The organism is Streptomyces iconiensis, from assembly GCF_028657195.3.
Classification (GTDB): Bacteria; Actinomycetota; Actinomycetes; order Streptomycetales; family Streptomycetaceae; genus Streptomyces; species Streptomyces iconiensis.
Window position 1 is genome coordinate 37,155 of sequence record NZ_JANCPR020000030.1, and the last position, 18,447, is coordinate 55,601.

The 18,447-nt window shown below is 69.9% G+C and carries 18 protein-coding genes; 7 read left to right on the top strand and 11 right to left on the bottom strand.

The window, feature by feature from the left end; translation table 11 throughout:
* The first annotated feature begins 17 nt into the window (after positions 1 to 17).
* The gene (locus tag NMN56_RS27015; RefSeq protein ID WP_274040743.1) at positions 18 to 608 is read left to right on the top strand and encodes an N-acetylmuramoyl-L-alanine amidase; all 591 of its coding nucleotides are present in this window, start codon (positions 18 to 20) and stop codon (positions 606 to 608) included.
* Positions 609 to 776: 168 nt separating this feature from the next.
* Here NMN56_RS27015 and NMN56_RS27020 read toward each other — a convergent pair whose 3' ends face one another.
* Both NMN56_RS27020 and NMN56_RS27025 read right to left on the bottom strand, forming a co-directional pair.
* Positions 777 to 1,103: a putative quinol monooxygenase gene (locus tag NMN56_RS27020; protein ID WP_274040744.1), complete on the bottom strand. Its 327-nt coding sequence runs from the start codon at positions 1,101 to 1,103 to the stop codon at positions 777 to 779.
* Positions 1,104 to 1,333: 230 nt separating this feature from the next.
* A complete protein-coding gene (locus NMN56_RS27025; protein ID WP_274040745.1) occupies positions 1,334 to 1,885 on the bottom strand; it encodes a helix-turn-helix transcriptional regulator in 552 nt (183 codons plus the stop codon).
* A 225-nt stretch (positions 1,886 to 2,110) separates the two neighbouring features.
* Between NMN56_RS27025 and NMN56_RS27030 the strand changes: the two genes are divergently transcribed.
* From NMN56_RS27030 to NMN56_RS27040, 3 genes are all read left to right on the top strand, one after another.
* Positions 2,111 to 3,031 (top strand): 1-aminocyclopropane-1-carboxylate deaminase/D-cysteine desulfhydrase, encoded by a 921-nt coding sequence (locus tag NMN56_RS27030; protein ID WP_274040746.1) that lies wholly within the window; start codon positions 2,111 to 2,113, stop codon positions 3,029 to 3,031.
* Between the two features lie 521 nt (positions 3,032 to 3,552).
* Positions 3,553 to 3,966 (top strand): ATP-binding protein, encoded by a 414-nt coding sequence (locus tag NMN56_RS27035; RefSeq protein ID WP_274040747.1) that lies wholly within the window; start codon positions 3,553 to 3,555, stop codon positions 3,964 to 3,966.
* Between the two features lie 20 nt (positions 3,967 to 3,986).
* Entirely contained in the window at positions 3,987 to 4,916 is a 930-nt protein-coding gene (locus NMN56_RS27040) for an RNA polymerase sigma factor SigF (RefSeq protein WP_274041069.1), read from the top strand.
* Between the two features lie 126 nt (positions 4,917 to 5,042).
* Here NMN56_RS27040 and NMN56_RS27045 read toward each other — a convergent pair whose 3' ends face one another.
* A complete protein-coding gene (locus NMN56_RS27045) occupies positions 5,043 to 5,477 on the bottom strand; it encodes a hypothetical protein (RefSeq protein WP_347178666.1) in 435 nt (144 codons plus the stop codon).
* Positions 5,478 to 5,590: 113 nt separating this feature from the next.
* On the opposite strand from NMN56_RS27045, the gene NMN56_RS27050 reads away from it, so the two are divergent.
* Together NMN56_RS27050 and NMN56_RS27055 are read left to right on the top strand one after the other, a co-directional pair.
* Positions 5,591 to 6,559, top strand: a complete 969-nt coding sequence (locus NMN56_RS27050) for a diacylglycerol/lipid kinase family protein (RefSeq protein WP_274040748.1) — start codon at positions 5,591 to 5,593, stop codon at positions 6,557 to 6,559.
* Between the two features lie 316 nt (positions 6,560 to 6,875).
* Entirely contained in the window at positions 6,876 to 7,139 is a 264-nt protein-coding gene (locus NMN56_RS27055) for a WhiB family transcriptional regulator (RefSeq protein ID WP_016469673.1), read from the top strand.
* Positions 7,140 to 7,351: 212 nt separating this feature from the next.
* On the opposite strand, the gene NMN56_RS27060 is transcribed toward NMN56_RS27055, so the two are convergent.
* The 8 genes from NMN56_RS27060 to NMN56_RS27095 form a co-directional block, all read right to left on the bottom strand.
* A complete protein-coding gene (locus NMN56_RS27060; protein ID WP_274041071.1) occupies positions 7,352 to 8,857 on the bottom strand; it encodes a histidine kinase N-terminal domain-containing protein in 1,506 nt (501 codons plus the stop codon).
* 326 nt (positions 8,858 to 9,183) lie between these two features.
* Positions 9,184 to 9,831, bottom strand: a complete 648-nt coding sequence (locus tag NMN56_RS27065) for a class II aldolase/adducin family protein (RefSeq protein WP_274040749.1) — start codon at positions 9,829 to 9,831, stop codon at positions 9,184 to 9,186.
* Positions 9,828 to 10,898: a sugar-binding transcriptional regulator gene (locus tag NMN56_RS27070; protein WP_274040750.1), complete on the bottom strand. Its 1,071-nt coding sequence runs from the start codon at positions 10,896 to 10,898 to the stop codon at positions 9,828 to 9,830. The genes NMN56_RS27065 and NMN56_RS27070 overlap by 4 nt, the downstream gene beginning before the upstream one ends.
* Positions 10,899 to 11,197: 299 nt before the next feature.
* Positions 11,198 to 12,265, bottom strand: coding sequence for an SIS domain-containing protein (locus NMN56_RS27075; RefSeq protein ID WP_274040751.1), 1,068 nt, complete (start codon positions 12,263 to 12,265; stop codon positions 11,198 to 11,200).
* Positions 12,266 to 12,470: 205 nt separating this feature from the next.
* Complete coding sequence (locus NMN56_RS27080) at positions 12,471 to 13,997, bottom strand: glycoside hydrolase family 3 protein (RefSeq protein ID WP_274040752.1); 1,527 nt, start codon at positions 13,995 to 13,997, stop codon at positions 12,471 to 12,473.
* 54 nt (positions 13,998 to 14,051) lie between these two features.
* Positions 14,052 to 14,882, bottom strand: a complete 831-nt coding sequence (locus tag NMN56_RS27085) for a carbohydrate ABC transporter permease (RefSeq protein WP_274040753.1) — start codon at positions 14,880 to 14,882, stop codon at positions 14,052 to 14,054.
* The gene (locus NMN56_RS27090) at positions 14,882 to 15,907 is read right to left on the bottom strand and encodes a carbohydrate ABC transporter permease (protein WP_274040754.1); all 1,026 of its coding nucleotides are present in this window, start codon (positions 15,905 to 15,907) and stop codon (positions 14,882 to 14,884) included. The genes NMN56_RS27085 and NMN56_RS27090 overlap by 1 nt, the downstream gene beginning before the upstream one ends.
* 94 nt (positions 15,908 to 16,001) lie before the next feature.
* A complete protein-coding gene (locus NMN56_RS27095) occupies positions 16,002 to 17,273 on the bottom strand; it encodes an extracellular solute-binding protein (protein ID WP_274040755.1) in 1,272 nt (423 codons plus the stop codon).
* 233 nt (positions 17,274 to 17,506) lie between these two features.
* On the opposite strand from NMN56_RS27095, the gene NMN56_RS27100 reads away from it, so the two are divergent.
* Positions 17,507 to 18,325, top strand: a complete 819-nt coding sequence (locus NMN56_RS27100; RefSeq protein ID WP_274040756.1) for a GntR family transcriptional regulator — start codon at positions 17,507 to 17,509, stop codon at positions 18,323 to 18,325.
* Positions 18,326 to 18,447 lie beyond the last annotated feature (122 nt).

Below are 18,447 nucleotides of genomic sequence, written 5' to 3' on the forward strand. Positions count from 1 at the left end.
GAGATACGGGGGCGAGGATGGCCACACCCATCACCGCGACCGCTTTCGTCCAAGCTCTCAAGAAGGAGGGCGTCAAGGTCGAAGAGGTCCGCGACTGGCGCAACCACAACCGCAATCACAAGGGTCCCTGGGGACCGGTGCACGGCGTGGTGATCCACCACACCGTCACCAGCGGCTCCCGCGAGACCGTCGATCTCATCTACGACGGCCACGCCGATCTGCCCGGACCGCTCTCGCACGGCTGCATCACCAAGGACGGCACCGTGCACCTGACGGGCCACGGCCGCGCCAACCACGCCGGGCTCGGCGACGACGACGTACTGCGCGCCGTCGTCGCCGAGCGTGGCCTGCCGTCGCCCAACGAGCGGAACACCGACGGCAACAGGTACTTCTACGGCTTCGAGTGCGAGAACCTCGGCGACGGCAAGGACCCCTGGCCGACGGAACAGCTCGAAGCCATCGAACGCGCGGCGGCGGCGCTGTGCAGGCACCACGGCTGGAACGCGCGCTCTGTCATCGGCCACCTGGAGTGGACGGACCAGAAGTCCGACCCGCGCGGCTTCAGCATGGACGACCTGCGCGAGCGGATCGCCGACCGCCTCAAGTGAAGCGGGCGCCAGACATGCCGCGCATACAGCGCACCCGGGACGACCCGACGGGTCCCGGGTGACAGATGCGGGCGAGGCCGGCCGGAGCTGTCTCCGGCCGGCCTCGTCGCCGTACGGGGCATTGCCCGCCGGCGCCGCGTTCTTCACGCGGCTTGCGCGGCGGGTGCGTCAGCGAGGGGTGACCTCGGCCATGGCGCCCCAGCCGTGCTGGTCCGGGATCTCGGTCGAGACGATCTCCGGGGTCGCGGCCACGGCCGTCGACATCGTCTCGGTGCCCTGCGCGAAGTGCGCCGACTCCACGTGCGCCGCGCCGGCCTCGGGGTCGGCGAAGGCTTCCACCAGGTAGAAGACGTGGGGGTCGTCCACCGAGCGTGACCACTCGAAGAACAGGTTGCCCGGCTCCTCCCTGGTGGCCCGGGTGAACGGCCCGACCAACTCCAGCCAGTCGTCGGCGCGTTCGGGACGTACGGTGAACTTGACGGTGATGAAGATCATCGAAGTGCTCCTTGCTCAGCGGTGGCGCCGTCCGCCACCGACGGGATGAACGGCACCGCCGTGTGCGGATACCGCTTGCGGCTGCGGGCACCGCACGGAATGCGGCGGCCCTCCACCGCGGACAAGCTGTACCGGACCGTTCTGTTCCGGTACCGGACTGTTCTGTTCCGGCCGTGGGCAGGCCCCGAGGGAGCCCGCCGCTCCTGCTCGCACGCTCCTGGAAGCGGCCCCTAGCACCCCCCGGCCCACGCGTTTCGCGCCGTACCTGCCTGCTCGCCGGGCAGCCGCGGATCGGCGGCGGCCGGGGTGCCCGGCTCGGGCAGGTGGGCGACGACGGAACGGTCCCGGTCGTCCGGCAGCCGCAGCGTCTCGAAGGTCACCTGGAGGGTGCCGACGAGCGGGTGGAAGAGCGGCTGGGCCCCGTGGGTCACCTCACGCACAGCGTGGTCGGCCCACACGCGCCGGAAGTCCTCGCTCCGCCGACGCAACTCCCCGACGAGGCGGACGAGTTCGGCGTCATCAGGGCGCCGCCCCACGTCCAGCCGCAGCGCCCGCGCGAGCGCGTCCAGCACCTCGGGCCGTACATGGCCCGCGCGGCCCTGTTCCAGCCGCACGTAGTGCTCCACGCTCATACCGGCCGGCCGGGCCGGTTCCTCCCGGCGCAGCCCGGGCACCCGGCTGCGGCCTTCGGGCGCTGGGCCGCCGTCCGGCCCGGTGCCCTGCGGGCTGATCCGCGCCCGGCACGACCGGAGGAACTCCCTCAGCTCGGCCCTCGTGTCCACTCCGCGTCTCTCCGCATCACGGCGCCGCCGCGCCTTCCCACCGCCGTACTCTCTCCGACCTGCCCAAAGGCGCCTCGGCGCCTCCGCCGGAAACCCTACAAGCCGGAGAGTTCGGGCATCGTGGCGCACCGGGCGGCCACCGCTCCCGTGTCCGGCACGTCCGGCACGGGCACCCGCCGCCGGCACCCGGAACGCGGGCAGGCGGCGCCCCGCCACAATGGACGGGTGTCCCTCCGGTTCGAAGCACTCGCCCCACGCCTGCCCTCTCCGCTCCAGGAGGCAGCCGACGAGCACTTCGCCCGCAGAGGAGTCCGCCTCCTCCTGAAGCGCGACGACCTCATCCACACCTCGCTCCCCGGCAACAAGTGGCGCAAACTCGCCCCCAATCTCCGTGCGGCAGCCGAGGCGGGGCACCGCTCCCTCCTCACATTCGGAGGCGCCTACTCCAACCACCTGCGTGCGACCGCGGCGGCGGGACGGCTGCTCGGGCTGCGCACCATCGGGGTCGTACGGGGAGAGGAACTGGCGGACCGCCCGCTCAACCCCTCCCTGGCGCGCTGCGCGGCGGACGGCATGCTGCTGCACTTCGTTCCCCGCTCCGTCTACCGCAGGCGCGCGGACCCGGAGTGGCACACGCAACTACGCGCCATGTTCGGTGAGTGCGCCGTCATCCCCGAGGGCGGCAGCAACGCGGCGGCCGTACGCGGCTGCGCCGAGTTGGGCCGCGAGCTGCGCGGACACACCGACGTCGCGGCCGTCGCCTGCGGCACGGGCGGCACACTCGCGGGCATGGCCGAGGGTCTTTCCGCAGCTCAGCGCTGTATTGGGGTGCCCGTACTCAAGGGCGGCTTCCTGCCGGACGAGGTGCGGCGCCTCCAGCGGGACGCCTTCGGCGGGCCGCGCGGCGACTGGTCACTGGACGAGCGCTTCCACTGCGGCGGTTACGCGCGTACGAGCGGGGAGCTGGCGGACTTCGCCGCCGCCTTCGCCACCCGCAACGGGCTGCCGCCGCTGGATCACGTCTATGTCGCCAAGCTGCTGTTCGGCCTCACGGCGCTCGCCGCCGAGGGCGCTTTCGCGCGCGGCAGTACGGTCACGGCCGTCGTGACGGGCTTCCCCGGCCCGACCACAGGCCCAGAGTGTTAGCGCAGAGTCACCAAATTGACTACGCTCTGTTGTCATCAACTCCGGTTCCTCGGCCCACCCTTCACGCTCCGTAAGCGTCGCTCCGGCCCATCCACTCCCTCGCGCCCATCGCCACCCCGCGCCCAGGGGCGGGTTTCGGCCCTTGTCGGGGCACGTGTCCCACGGGGTTATGAACGCATCAGGTGGCGGGTATTGAAATGACAAGCCCTTCCATCCGCCGCCGTGCCCCGCACGAGGAGAACGGCGACGACGAACCGAAGAGCGCCCTGCCCCACAGGGGAAGCTGCCGTTGGCACTCCCAAGATGCCAACTCAGCGTAATCACGCAGGATTTGAGGCCCCCACCCCCTAGCCACGGACAGTACCCATGTGTTTACTATGGGTGACGCTCACGGGATGGGGCGGCTTGGGTCCATGCGTGCGGCATCGTGACACGGATCGCGATAGCGTCGCTGACGAAACGAACCAACAGCCGCGCAGGCCCGCGAGGCCCAACCGGCTCGTGTCACCTTGGAGGTGAGGGTGTCCCAGATCGCAGGCGAGCCCGCGTCGCAGGACTTCGTCGAGGTCCGGCTGCCGGCCGCGGGTGCCTATCTGTCGGTGCTGCGGACCGCCACCGCCGGGCTCGCGGCCCGCTTGGACTTCACCCTCGACGAGATCGAGGACCTCCGGATCGCCGTGGACGAGGCGTGCGCGATCCTGCTCCAGCAGGCCGTTCCGGGCTCCGTACTCAGCTGTGTGTTCAAGCTCGTCGGCGACTCGCTACGCGTCACCGTCTCGGCGCCGACGACCGATGGCCGTGCCCCTGAACGCGACACGTTCGCGTGGACGGTGCTCTCGGCCCTGGCTGGTGAGGTGGATTCAACAGTGTCGGACGACCGTACGGTCAGCATCAGCCTGCACAAGAAGCGCGGTGCGGGCCCTGGGGCGTCGTGACCGAGCACGAGGCGCGGGAGATGTGGGCAGGCCGCCGGAGCGCGGTCCCCACGGGCATTCCTGAGCAGCAGGCCCGGCCACACCCGGCCGACCCCACCAGTCAGCGACCGGAGCAGGCAGAGCGGGCGGACGCGATGGACCAGCAGCAGCACGAGAAGCGGGAGCAGGGCGGCCGTGAGCCCCGCACGCTCGACCCGCACGACCGCAGCGGGGCGCGCGCACTCTTCATCGAGCTGCGCAAGCTGCCTGACGGTGCTCCCGAACGCGCCGAGCTGCGCAACCATCTGGTGCGGATGCACCTGCCGCTCGTCGAGCACCTGGCCCGCCGCTTCCGTAACCGCGGCGAGCCGCTCGACGACCTCACGCAGGTCGCGACCATCGGTCTGATCAAGTCGGTCGACCGCTTCGACCCGGAGCGCGGCGTGGAGTTCTCCACGTACGCGACCCCGACGGTCGTCGGCGAGATCAAACGGCACTTCCGCGACAAGGGCTGGGCGGTACGCGTGCCCCGCCGGCTCCAGGAGCTGCGTCTCTCCCTCACCTCGGCGACGGCCGAACTGTCCCAGCAGCACGGGCGTGCCCCGACCGTGCACGAGTTGGCGGAGCGTCTGTCGATCTCCGAGGAGGAGGTCCTGGAGGGACTGGAGTCGGCCAACGCCTACAGCACGCTCTCCCTGGACGTACCTGACACCGACGACGAGTCGCCCGCCGTCGCCGACACCCTCGGCGCCGAGGACGACGCGCTGGAAGGCGTCGAATACCGCGAGTCGCTCAAACCCTTGCTGGAGGAACTCCCGCCGCGCGAGAAGAAGATCCTTCTCCTGCGCTTCTTCGGCAACATGACCCAGTCCCAGATCGCCCAGGAGGTCGGCATCTCCCAGATGCACGTCTCCAGGCTTCTTGCCAGAACGCTGGCCCAGCTCCGGGACAGGCTGCTCGTCGAGGAGTGACACCCGGGGAAGGCGGCACAAGAAAGCCGCACCCCGGAAAACACCCCCGGGAAGCGGCATTTCGGGCGGACCGACCCTTCGGTCCGCCCGAGTTCTCTGTGGTCCGGGTTCCCTGGCGGGCGCCGCCTACTCCCGGGGCCCGATCCCCAGCGCCTCGGTGGCCTTCGGGTTCACCAGGCACGCGAGCACGGCCACGGCCGCGGCGGCGAGCAGCACGGCGAGCACCACCAGGCCGCCCCCGTTCTGCCCCATCTGCCAGGCGACGGGCAGCGCCAGCAGCTGCACGATCATCGAGGGCCCCCGGCTCCAGCGCCGCAGCCCCCACAGGCCGCGCGCGGCGGCGAGCGGAAGCACGGAGAGCGCGAGCACGGTCACGGCCATGGTCGCGGCCTGCGTCATGTCGTCCGGCGTCCCCGTGAAGAGCATCACCACCGACACGACCCCGAACACGGCGACGACCAGTCCCTCCAGCCCGGTCAGCGCGGCAGCCGCGGTGATCCGGCGCGGCCGGGTGGTCTCCATGACGGCTGCGGTACCCGTTTCGGTCTGCGTCTCGCTCACAGAAGCAGCCTAGCTCTCCCCTGCCTGACGGGAACCGGGCCGCTCTCCCCTGGGCGGGCCGCCGCCTCCCTGGGGACTGGGCCCCCGTACCCCGCGGTAGGTACTCTCACCCCATGCGCGCACTCCTCGTGGTCAACCCGGCAGCCACCACCACCAGCGCGCGGACCCGTGATGTGCTCGCGCACGCGCTCGCGAGCGACCTCAAGCTGGAGGTCGCCACCACGGAGTACCGCGGTCACGCCCGCGACCTCGCCCGGCGCGCGGCGCAGGGCGGCGAGACGGAACTGGTCATCGCGCTCGGCGGCGACGGCACCGTGAACGAGGTCGTGAACGGACTGCTGCACGAGGGCCCCGACCCCGAGCGCCTGCCCGGTCTCGCGGTCGTCCCCGGCGGCTCGACCAATGTCTTCGCCCGCGCTCTCGGCATGCCCAACGACGTGGTGGAGGCGACCGGCGCGCTGCTGGACGCGCTGGAGGCGGGTACGGAGCGCACGGTCGGGCTCGGTCTGGCGGCCGGCGTCCCGGGCACGGACGACTCGGAGATCCCGGGCAGATGGTTCACGTTCACGGCGGGGCTGGGGTTCGACGCCGGCGTGATCGGCCGGGTCGAGCAGCAGCGCGAACGCGGCAAGCGTTCGACGCACGCGCTCTATGTCCGCCAGGTGGCACGGCAGTTCATGCACGAGACGCACCGCACCAAGGGCACCATCACGCTGCGGCGCCCCGGCGAGGAGCCGGTCGAGAACCTCGCGCTGTCGATAGTCTGCAACACCGCTCCGTGGTCCTACCTGGGCAACAAGCCCCTGTACGCGGCCCCCGAAGCGTCCTTCGACGCCGCTCTCGACGTGCTGGGGCTCTCCCGTCTGACTCCGGCGGCCGTGAGCCGTTATGCCACCCAGCTCCTCACGTCGTCGCCCGAGCGGGGCCCCCGCGGCAAGCACGCGGTCACGCTGCACGACCTGACGGACTTCACCTTGCATTCGCAGGTGCCGCTGCCATTTCAGATGGACGGTGACCACCTAGGACTGCGTACGAGCGTGAGCTTCACAGGCGTACGCCGTGCACTGCGTGTGATTGTGTAAGTGGAAGGGCCCAAAGTCCTTCCACTCGAACGTTTAGACCAGGGTCCACCCACTGGAATGACGGCTGTGAGCTAGGCGACACCTCGGAATCCAAAAAAACTTTTCGGAAGGGGTTGTATCCGTCGCCGAGGTTTGCGAGTCTCTTCATGGCGATCGGGACGGCCCACTTACTGGGCCCCCTTGAGAGTCCGAATCCCCTCCTCTTCATTCCAGTGGGACCCGCATCACAGCTGTGAGGCCCCTCTTCCCCTGTGGGGGGATTCGTGAAAGCGTTCACATTCACAAGCAAAGCCACACACGAGGAGAGGTAGCAGCCATGGACTGGCGTCACCACGCCGTTTGCCGCGAGGAAGACCCCGAGCTGTTCTTCCCCATCGGCAACACTGGTCCTGCGCTGCTGCAGATCGAGGAAGCCAAGGCCGTCTGCCGCCGCTGCCCCGTCATGGAGCAGTGCTTGCAGTGGGCCCTGGAGTCCGGTCAGGACTCCGGTGTCTGGGGTGGCCTCAGCGAGGACGAGCGCCGTGCGATGAAGCGCCGCGCCGCCCGCAACCGGGCGCGGAACAACGCCGCGACCGCCTGACGCCCAGCCCTGCACCTAGCTGCACCCCCGAGCCGCAGCGCGCAGTGTTCTCGGAGCGCCTAGCAGCACGCAGAGCGCCCGCACAAGCAAAACCGCTGAACCGCTGAACCGTTGAAACACAGAAGAACGTTGAACCCCCGGCCCATTCGTCAACGGGCCGGGGGTTCAGTGCTGTTGGCTGCTGCCGGGGGCGCGGTGCGGTTGCCGGGAGTTCAGCGCTTGTTGATGTCCTCGCGCTTCTCGCCCCGCGTCTCCGCCTCGACCGGCAGATCGAACAGCACGCGCGTGCCCGCTCCCGGCGCCGGGACCATGTCGAAGCTGCCGCCCAACTCGCCCTCCACAAGCGTGCGTACGATCTGGAGCCCGAGGTTGCCCGTGCTCTTCGCGTCGAAGCCCTCGGGCAGACCACGGCCGTTGTCCTGCACCGTGACGATGAGCCGCGCGCCCTTGTTGCCAGAGCCGCCGCCGCGTACGGCGTTGATCTCCACGGTGCCCTGCGCCTCGGGGCCGAAGCCGTGCTCGAAGGCGTTCTGGAGCACCTCCGTCAGCACCATGGACAGCGGGGTGGCGATCTCCGCGCCCAGGACGCCGAAGCGGCCGATGCGGCGTCCCGTGATCCGGCCCGGGGAGATCTCGGCGACCATGGAGAGCACACGGTCGGCGATCTCGTCGAATTCCACGCGCTCGTCCAGGTTCTGGGACAGCGTCTCGTGCACGATCGCGATCGAACCGACCCTGCGCACCGCCTCGTTGAGAGCGTCCTTGCCCAGGACCGAGTCCATCCTGCGGGCCTGGAGGCGCAACAGCGCCGCCACGGTCTGCAGGTTGTTCTTCACCCGGTGGTGGATCTCCCGGATGGTGGCGTCCTTGGTGATCAGCTCGCGCTCGCGGCGGCGTACCTCGGTGATGTCGCGCAGCAGGATGAGCGAACCGATGCGGGTGCCCTTGGGTTTGAGCGGGATGGCGCGCAGTTGGACGACGCAGTCGACGCCCTCGACCTCGGCGCCGCGCGGTGCCCAGCCGCTGGCGAGCTTGACGAGGGCCTCGTCCACCGGGCCGCGTGAGGGTGCGAGGTCGGTGGTTGCCTGGCCCAGGTGCAGGCCGACCAGGTCGGTGGCGAGGCCGAGGCGGTGATAGGCGGAGAGCGCGTTGGGGCTGGCGTACTGCACGATCCCCTCGGCGTCGAGCCGGATGAGTCCGTCGCCGACGCGCGGCACGTGGTCCATGTCGACCTCGTGTCCGGGGAAGGGGAAGGAGCCGCCCGCGATCATCTGTGCCAGGTCGGAGGCGCTCTGGAGGTAGGTCAGCTCCAGGCGGCTCGGGGTGCGCACGGTGAGCAGGTTGGTGTTGCGCGCGATGACGCCCAGCACGCGGCCCTCGCGCCGTACGGGGATGGACTCGACGCGTACGGGCACCTCCTCGCGCCACTCCGGGTCGCCCTCGCGCACGATCCTGCCCTCATCGAGGGCGGCGTCCAGGAGCGGGCGGCGACCCCGGGGCACGAGGTGGCCGACCATGTCGTCCTGGTGCGAGGTGGGCCCGGTGTTGGGCCGCATCTGCGCGACGGACACATAGCGGGTGCCGTCGAGGGTCGGTACCCACAGGACGAGGTCGGCGAAGGAGAGGTCGGCCAGGAGCTGCCACTCGGACACCAGCATGTGGAGCCAGTCGAGTTCGGCGTCCGACAGTGCGGTGTGCTGGCGTACGAGGTCGTTCATGGAGGGCACGGAGCCGAGGGTACGGCAGGTCGCCGCGAGGGCGCCGGGACCACCGGTACGAGCGGGCTCCGGCGGCGGTCGGACGGCGGTCGAGCGGCTGCGGCGGGATCGCGGCCGGCTTGTGCGAGCCGTAGACAGCGGGCGGTGGTCTAGTCCAGAATCCTCGGGAAGTCACTTCTGCTCTCCCCGCACAGGAGAGCAGATCGAGGCCCGCGTCGCTCTCTGCCCTGACAGCACCGGGTCTTGTAGCTCCGGGCTGCGGTGCCGGGCGGGTTGAGGGTCCCGTGCCGGCGCCGCGGCCCGAAGTGCTTCCGGGGCTGTGCGGCTCAGGCGTGCTGGATCGCCCCGTCGGCCGGCATGGGGAACGTGGCCGTCGTGTCGCCGAGAGTGAGCGCGCGGTAGGTCGCCGTCGCCGCCTCCTCCAGGTTCATGGCGCGGCGGAAGGCCATGCCGATGTCCTCTCCGAGCGCGGAGCAGCCGTGATTGCTCAGGATCACGCAGTTGTGGTGCCGGGCCTGCTCGGCGGCGGCGTCGGCCAGCTCGTCGGAACCGTTGGGGTGGAAGTCGGTGCGGCCGACGGAGCGGACGTAGACCGCGTGGTCGAGGGTGAGCAGGCGGATCCGGTGGCCGAGCGCGTCCACGAGCACGGCGTGCTGCGGGTGTATGTGGACGATCGCGTTGGCGTCCTCGCGTACGAGGTAGGTGCGCTGGTGCAGCTTCCATTCGCTGGAGGGCCGCGGGTTGTCGGCCGACGGGCCGCCGACGACCTCGCCCTTGAGGTTCATGGTGGCGAAGTCACCCGGCACGAGCCGGTCGAGCCAGGTGCCGGACGCCGTGACGACGAACTCGTCGGAGCCGGGGAGCCGGGCCGACAGATTGCCGCCGCTGGCGAGGACGAAGCCCTGCCGTACGGCGGTGCTGCCGACGTCGATGAGCTGCTCGATCAACCCTTCGACGGTGGTCGCCTTCTTCATGATGCTGTCCCCTTCCGTTTCATGTCGCTGTCCCCCTCTGCCCGTTCTGCTCGCTTCTCGTCCTGCTCGCGCTTCCCGTTCTGCCCGTGCTGCTTGTGCTGTTCCTTCTGCTTGCCGCTCGGCTTCTTGAGCAGCGCCTGGGCCGTGTTGACGTCGGTGACGGCCATGTTCATCAGTCCCGCACCGAGCGCGGTGCGCAGCGCCTCGACCTTGTGGGGGCCGAAGGAGACGGCCACGCGGCGGGGGATGGCGGACAGCTCATGGAGTGTGAGCCCGACGACGCGCTCGTCGACGTCGCCTGTGACGGGTGTGCCGTCGCGGGTGAAGAAGCGGCCCGAGATGTCGCCCACGGCCCCGGCCTCGTCCAGCGCGGCCTGCTCGCGCTCGCTGAGCCGGTCGATCAGCAGGCCCGACCTGCGGTCCATGCCGCCGACACCCGCGACGAGCAGATCGGCGTCGGCGGCCAGCCGCAGCGTCTCGCGCACGCCGGGGTCGGCGCGCAGCGCGCGTCCCATCCCGGGCGACGAGGCGAGGACGGGTGCGGGCAGGTGGTAGGTCTCGCCCTGGAAGAACGTGCCCAGCCTGAGCACGAGTTCATGGGGGCTGATGCCCCGCGAGAGCCCGCCCCAGCTGCCGGCGAGCGGGACGAGGCCCAGTCCTGGGACGGGCTCGGGGCGTACGTGGGGGATGATCGCCGCGATGGCCGAGGAGAGGCCGACGGCGACCGTACGGGCCGAGGGTACGAGCGCGGAGAGGCACTCGGAGCCCGCCATGCCCACGGCGTCGTACGTACGGTCGGCGTCGGAGAAGCTGGGGGCGACCCACGCCTGACCGAGGCCGAACTCCGCGGTGAGCGCGGCCTCCAGGTCGCCGAAGGGCGCCTGGGGGCTGTGGATACGGATCTCCACGATCCCCGAGCGGCGGGCCTCGGCCAGCAGGCGGGTCACCTTCACGCGGGAGAGGCCGAGCAGCTCGCCGACCTCGTGGTGGGTCATGTTGTGCTGGTAGTGCAGCCGGGCCACACGTCCCTGTAGTTCCTTGGCCTCCATGGCTGAACTTCCGTTCAAGCGAGTGAGCATCGGTTCACCATCATGCCTCGCGCCGCCGCCGGCCGACAACAGCCCGGGCCGCACCGGCCGCCCGCGGTATCAGGTCAGGGCCGGGGTCCGGGCCCGTGCCGGGCCGGTCCCGGGCGCGCTCACACCGGCGGGGTGTCCGGCGACGTGAGCGCGGTCCACGCACGCACGGCGGCCGGCGCGCCGCGCGCCTGGAAGGCGGGCGAGCGGCCGGCCGCCGTCGCGGATCCGGGTGGGTACGGGAGGTGTTGAGCCCCTGCTGGTTCCGGGGGCCCGGCCCTCCTGGGGTGCTAGCGGGTCTCGGTGACCTTGGCGAGGGAGCGGGGCGCGTCCGGGTCCTGGCCGCGCGCGATGGTGACCTCGTACGCGAGCATCTGGAGCGGCATGATCTCCACGATGGGCTGAAGCTCCTCGGCCAGGCCGTCGGTGGGCAGCGCGAACCCGGCGGACGCGCGGTCCACCTCGGCCTGTGCACCGATCACGACGAGGTCGGCGCCCCGGTCCCGCAGTCGGTCCAGGACCGGCTGGAGTGCCTCGCCGCCCTTGCCGTCGGGGACGACGGCGATGACGGGCGAAACGTTGTCGACCATGGCCAGGGGACCGTGCAGCAGGTCGGCGCCCGAGTAGGAGAGAGCGGGGATGTAGCTCGTCTCCATCAGCTTGAGCGCTGCTTCCTTGGCCGACGGGTAGCCGTAGCCGCGCGAGGTGAGCACCATGCGCTCGGCGAAGCGGTAGCGGCTGGCCAGCGCCTTGACCTCGTCCTTACGGGCGAGCACGGCCTCGGCGGCGTCCGGCAGCGTCTTCGCCGTGTCGGCCGCGCCTTCACCGGCGCCGCGCAGCCCCTCGACGAAGAGGTAGAGCGCGAGCAGTTCGGCGGTGTACGTCTTCGTCGCCGGCAGGGCCTTCTCCGGGCCCGCGAGCACGTCGATGTGGAACTCGCTGACCTTCGCCAGCGAGGAGTCCGCGTTGTTGGTGACGGCCAGCGTGATCGCGCCGGCATCGCGGGCGGCCTGGGTGGAGGCGACCAGGTCGGGGCTGCCGCCCGACTGGCTGATGGTGATCACCAGGCAGTCGGTCAGGTCGGGCTGCGCGCCGTACGCGGTGGTCGTCGACATGGAGGTGAGCCCGCACGGCTTGCCGAGCTTGATCTCCAGCAGGTACTTCGCGTAGAGCGCCGCGTTGTCGGACGTACCGCGCGCTGTGAGCAGCACGAAGCGCGGGTTACGGGCGGCGATGCGCTCGGCGACCTCGCGGATGCCCGGGGCGCCCTCGTCCAGGATGCGGCGCAGCATCGCGGGCTGCTCGGCCATCTCGCCGGACATGATGGTGCCCGGCTTGGACGGTGCGTTCTCGGACATTCGGGGTCCTCCCAGGAGGGTGTGCGTCGTGGTGTGCTTGCCGTTCGATCCTACGGCGTGGCTGGTGACAGGGCATTTCCCCCGCCCCTGGCCCCTGTCTCCCGGCCCTTGTCTCCAGCCCCTTGCCCCTCCCCCGGCGCGGGAGGGGCTCAGTGTGTTCCCCTCCCGCGCCGGCGCCGGGGCGCGGCACCGGCACCGGGATCCCTCAACCGCGGGCGATGACCTCAGCCGCCGCTCTTCCGCAGACGCGGGCCGCGCCGTGGGTGGCGAGGTGCAGGGCGCCGCTGGGTGCCGACTGGGGAACGCCCATCTCGACGACGACCGTGTCGGGGCGTGCCGAGACGAGCGCGGCGACCGCGTCGGCCATCCAGGGATGGCGGTGCGCGTCCCGTACGACGGCGACCACGGGCCGCGAACCCGCCGCCGCGAGCACAGCGGCGGCGACATCGCCGTCCGCCATGCCGAAGGTCCCCGTACGGGTGCCCGGAACCATACGTTCCAGTTCGGCCGCTGGGCCCCACGGCGTCTCGTCGCCCACGGCGATGTTCGCGAGCGGGGTGAGCGCGGCGACATACAGCGGGCCCGAGGGACGCACATACGCGTCCAGGCCCGTCACCACCAGCGCGCGCCGTGCCGCCTCCAGGCCGATGCCCGGATCGGCGCGGAGCGCGGGGTCGGTCAGACCCCCCGTGTCCGACCGCCTCGCGCTCCGCGTCCACGCGGCGAGGGCCCGCACCCGTGCCGCGGCGTCGGCGAGCCGTTCCTCCGTCAGCTCGCCCTCGCGTACGGCCTTCACCAGCGCGTCGCGCAGCCGCAGCACGGTGTCCTCGCCGGCCAGTCCGCCGCCGACGCAGATCGCGTCGGCCCCGGCGGCGAGCGCGAGCACGCTGCCGCGTTCGAGGCCGTAGGTGGCGGAGATCGCCTGCATCTCCATGCCGTCGGTGACGATCAGGCCCTCGTGCCCGAGCCCGCCCTCGCTCTCGGGAGCGCGCAGGAGCCCGGTGAGCGCGGCGGGGCTCAGGGTGCCAGGGCGCGCTTCGTCGAGTGCGGGCAGCAGGATGTGCGCGCTCATCACGCACTTGCTGCCGGCCGCGACGGCGGCGCGGAACGGCACGAGCTCGCGGGTCCTGAGCGTGTCCAGGTCGGCGTCGATACGCGGCATGGAGTGGTGCGAGTCGACGGCGGTGTCCCCGTGGCCAGGGAAGTGCTTGACGCAGGCCGCCACGCCCGCCGCCTGGAGCCCCTCGACGTAGGCGACGGTGTGCCGGGCGACGAGTTTCGGGTCGCCGCCGAACGAACGTACGCCGATGACGGGGTTGTCCGGGTTGGAGTTGACGTCCGCTGACGGCGCCCAGTTGAGGTTGACGCCCGCGGCGGCGAGGCGCCGGCCCAGCTCGTGTGCGACGGCGCGGGTCAGGTCGGGGTCGTCGATGTGGCCGAGTGCGAGGTTGCCGGGGAAGGACGAGCCCGTGCGCGCCTCCAGCCGGGTGACGTCGCCGCCCTCCTCGTCGATGGCGACCAGGACGTCGGACCGTACCTCGCGCAACTGCTCGGTGAGGACGGCCAGTTGTTCGGGCGAGTCGATGTTGCGCCCGAACAGGCCGACGGAGGTGAGCCCTTCACCGAGCTGCCGCAGCAGCCAGGAGGGCGCGGTCGTCCCTGTGAAGCCGGGCTGGAGAACGGCCAGGGCGTCGCGGGTGAGGGTGTCGGATTCTCGTACTGAGGTGGTCATCTGGCGCGTTGTCCCTTCACTTCACTGGTGTCCATCGAGGCGGCGGGCGGCCTCCTACCCCTTCACCGCACCTGAGGCGAGGCCGCTCACTGCCTTCCGCTGGAGGTAGAGGAAGAGCAGCAGAATGGGGATGGCGAAGAGCGAGGCCGCGGCCATCGTGGCGCCCCAGTCGTCGCCGAACGCGGTCTGGAACTTCGACAGCCACAGGGGCAGCGTCTGGGCTTCCGCGTCCTTGTTCAGAATGAGCACCATCGGGAACTCGTTCCAGGCGGTGATGAAGCCGAAGAGCGAGGTGGCCATCAGGCCGGGGGCCAGCAGCGGGAAGATGACCTTGATGAACGCCTGGGTGCGCGTGCACCCGTCGACCATCGCCGACTCCTCCAGGTCCTTGGGCACGGCCGCCACATAGTTGCGCAGCGTCAGCACCGTCAGCGGCAGCACCATCACGGTGTAGAAGAGCGTGAGCGGGAGCAGGCTGTTGAGCATGTCCGCGTCGCGCACGACCATGTAGATCGCAATCACCATGACCTCCCATGGGGCCATCTGGGCGACCATGAAGACCAGGATCATGCTCTTGCGCCCCTTGAACCGCATGCGCGCGAGGGCGAACGAGGCGAAGAGCGCGATCAGCAGCGAGGAGACGACGGCGACGACCGTGACGGTGACGGAGTTGCGGACGAGCGTCCAGAAGTTCTCGGCGTTCACCGCCGTCTTGAAGTGCTCGAACGTCGGCGACGTGGGGAACCAGACGGGTGTCTCGCTGAGGATGTCGCCGTTCGGCTTGAGCGCCGTGTTGAACATCCAGTACACCGGAAAGACGAAGACCAGGAACAGCACGAGGGCCGTCGCGTTGGGCCACAGGCGGCCGAGGAGTGACTTTCTCATCAGGACTTCTTCTCCCCCGGTCCCGCGGACGCGCCGTCGGCGTCCTCAGCGTCTTCCTGCCGCAGGACGATGCGCAGGTAGTACGACATCAGCGCCAGCAGGATCAGGATGGTGAGCACCGAGATCGCCGCGCCGGCCCCGTAGTGCTGGTTGCCGACGCCCTCGACGAACGCGTAGACGGGCAGGGTCTCGGTGAGGCGGTCAGGACCGCCCTCGTTGATGGCGAAGACGTGCGGGAACGCCTTGAAGATCCAGATGACTTCGAGGAACGTCGCCACCATCATGAACGGCTTGAGGAACGGGAACGTGACGTTCTTGAAGCTCTTCCAGGCCCCGGCGCCGTCCAGCGCCGCTGCCTCGTACAGCTCGCGGGAGATCGTGGTCGTGGCGGCGTAGAGGTTGATCGCGACGAACGGGATCGACGTCCAGACGATCAGCAGCGAGATGACGAAGAACGTCGAGAGCTGGCCACCGGTCCAGTTGTAGTCCGCCATCGAGGAGAACCCGAGCTTGGCGAGCACCCAGTTGACGACGCCGAAGCGCTGTGCGAACAGCCACTGGTAGACGGTGGTGGCCGCGATGATCGGCATGGCCCAGGCGAGCACGAGCCCGGCGGACAGCAGCAGCCGCATCTTCGGGCCGAGCTTGGCCAGCAGCAGCCCGATCAGCGTGCCACCGATCATGATGATCACGACGTTGATCAGCGTGAAGATGACCGACCGCAGGGTGACGCGCCAGAAGGTGTCACTGGTGAGCGCGTCGCTGTAGTTGCTGAACCCCGTCCACTCGGTGACGTGCTGGATCAGCTGCGTCATGTTGAGGTTCTGGAACGACAGCATGCCGTTCGTGACCAGCGGATACCCGAGGAAGATCGCGGTGAACGCGAGCGCCGGGAGGAGCAGCAGGTAGGGGAGGGTGCCCTTGACCTTGGTTCTGCCGCCCTCGGGAGGGCCGAGGTTGGCGGCCGTGAGGGGCGCCTTGCCTTCCGGCGGCGCCTGGCCGGTCTGCACTGACTGCGTTGCCATCGGGGGTCCAGTTCCAAATCGGACGTGTGGTGAGGCCCTGGGGAGGGGGCACTCTCGTGCCCCCTCCCGCGGGTCGGCCGGGCTCAGCGCGGCATCACTGCTTCTGCGAGAGCCTCTTGTTCAGCTCGTCCTCAACGCCCTTGGCGGCAGCCGCGTGCGACTTCCCCTTGAGCACCGACGTCATGTACGTCTTGATCGGGTTGGGCGGGTTCTCCACGGCTGCCCACTCCGGGATGAGCGGGGTCAGACCACCGTCGGCGACGGCCGGCGAGGCGGCCTCGGCTGCCGGGTTGCCCTTGAGCTGGTCCTGGAGCGCCTCCTTGTTCGGGATGACGCCGCCCTCCTTGGCGAGGGCGCCCTCGTTCTTGTCGGAGAGGGCGATCTTCAGGAACTCCTTGGCGAGTTCCTGCTTTTCGCTGCCCGCTGCGACGGCGAGGTTGGAGCCGCCGAGGAAGACACCCTCGGGCTTGTCGGCGGTCTCACCCGGAATGGTGAAGTAGCCGATGTCCTTCTCGATCTTCTTGTTGGCCTCGATGGCGGTGGCCGCCTCCCAGCTGAGACCGACGAACGCGCCGGTCTTGCCCTTGGCGAAGACCTCGGCCTGCTGCGGGGTCGCCTCGTCCTTGTCCTTGGGAGCCTGGGAGTAGGAGGCGTACTTCTTGTAGACCTCCATGGCCTCACCGACCTTGGCGTCGTCGAGGTTGGAGACCCACTTGCCGCCCTTCTTCTTGACGAGGTCGGCGTTGTTGCCGATGAGCAGCCCGTCGAAGAAGTACCAGTTCTGGCCGGGCATGTAGAGCGGTTCCGCTTCGGTCTTCTTCTCGATCTTGTCGAACGCGTCGAAGAGTTCGTCACGGGTCTTGGGCGTGCCCTTGATGCCCGCCTCGGCCCAGATCTTCTTGTTGTAGATGACCGTACGGTTGACCGCGAACCACGGGGCGGCGTACTGCTTTCCGCCCTGTACGGCGGAGGCGTTGATGGACTCGGTCCAGTCCTTGCCGAGACCCTTCTTCAGGTCGCTGAGGTCAGCGAGCCCACCGGTCTTGGCATACGCCGGGGTCTGGGTGTTGCCGACCTCGATGACGTCCGGCGGGTCGGACTCGGAGAGCGCCGTGGTGATCTTCTGCTGGATGCCGTTCCACTGCTGGACCTCAAGCTTGAGCTTGGCCCCGGTCTTCTTCTCGAACTCGGCCCTGACATCCTTCTCCCACTGCTTGGGAGTTGAGCCGTCCATCGCCCAGAGTGTGAGCGTCTGTCCCTTGAAGCTGTCGGTCCCTGACTTCTTGTCACCGCCGTCGGACCCACAGCCCGCGACACTCACCACCAGAGCCGCGACACCGGTCGCAGCTATGAGTCCACGTTTCACAGCATCCTCCCCTGCACACTGGATGTGGTCTTTAATGGTTTAGACCAGTGTGCAGAGCTTGGCCTAGACCTTTAGGGGTGTCAACGGTGTATAAAGCTCCCTGTCGGTTCCGTTACCGGAACGACATCTGAGCTGGGACGCCTGAGTGGGCTGAGCCCGTGCCACGATGTGAGCCGCTACGTACACGGAGGAAGCCGGTGACGGCAGCACGACATGAGTCGGGAAGGCGTGCCATGAGTGCGGACGGGGGCGGCGCGGGGGCGCCGACGGCTTCGGCCGGGGCGGGGACGGATACCGCCGGCGGCAACGGAACCGGCGTGCGCACCGCGCGCGTTCCCAAGTACTACCGCCTCAAGCGGCACTTGCTGGAGATGACCGAAACGCTGCCACCGGGCACCCCGGTCCCACCGGAGCGCACGCTGGCCAGCGAGTTCGACACCTCGCGTACGACGGTCCGGCAGGCGCTCCAGGAACTGGTCGTCGAGGGGCGGCTGGAGCGCATCCAGGGCAAGGGCACGTTCGTCGCCAAGCCCAAGGTCTCCCAGGCGCTGCAACTCACCTCGTACACCGAGGACATGCGCGCCCAGGGGCTCGAACCCACCTCGCAGCTCCTGGACATCGGCTACGTCACAGCGGACGACCGGCTCTCCGGGCTGCTCGACATCCCCGCGGGCGGACGCGTGCTGCGCATCGAGCGGCTGCGGCTGGCCAGCGGGGAGCCCATGGCCATAGAGACCACCCACCTCTCCCAGAAGCGTTTCCCCGCACTGCGCCGCAGCCTGGTCAAGTACAGCTCCCTCTACACGGCGCTCGCCGAGGTCTACGGCGTCCATCTCGCCGAGGCCGAGGAGACGATCGAGACCTCGCTGGCCACACCGCGCGAGGCCGGACTGCTCGGCACCGACGTGGGGTTGCCGATGCTGATGCTCTCGCGGCACTCGCGGGACACGGGCGGGGAGCCCGTCGAGTGGGTGCGCTCGGTGTACCGGGGCGACCGGTACAAGTTCGTCGCCAACCTCCAGCGGCCGGGCGGCCGGCACCCCGCGCGGTAAGCCTCGTCCGGGGCACGCGGGGCCGCCTGGACGCCCGTTGGGGACGCGCCCCGGAAACTGGCCCGCGCCGCGGTGTAGCGCGGACCACCTCACTGTTCTACGGTCCTAGCCGTCGTGGTGTG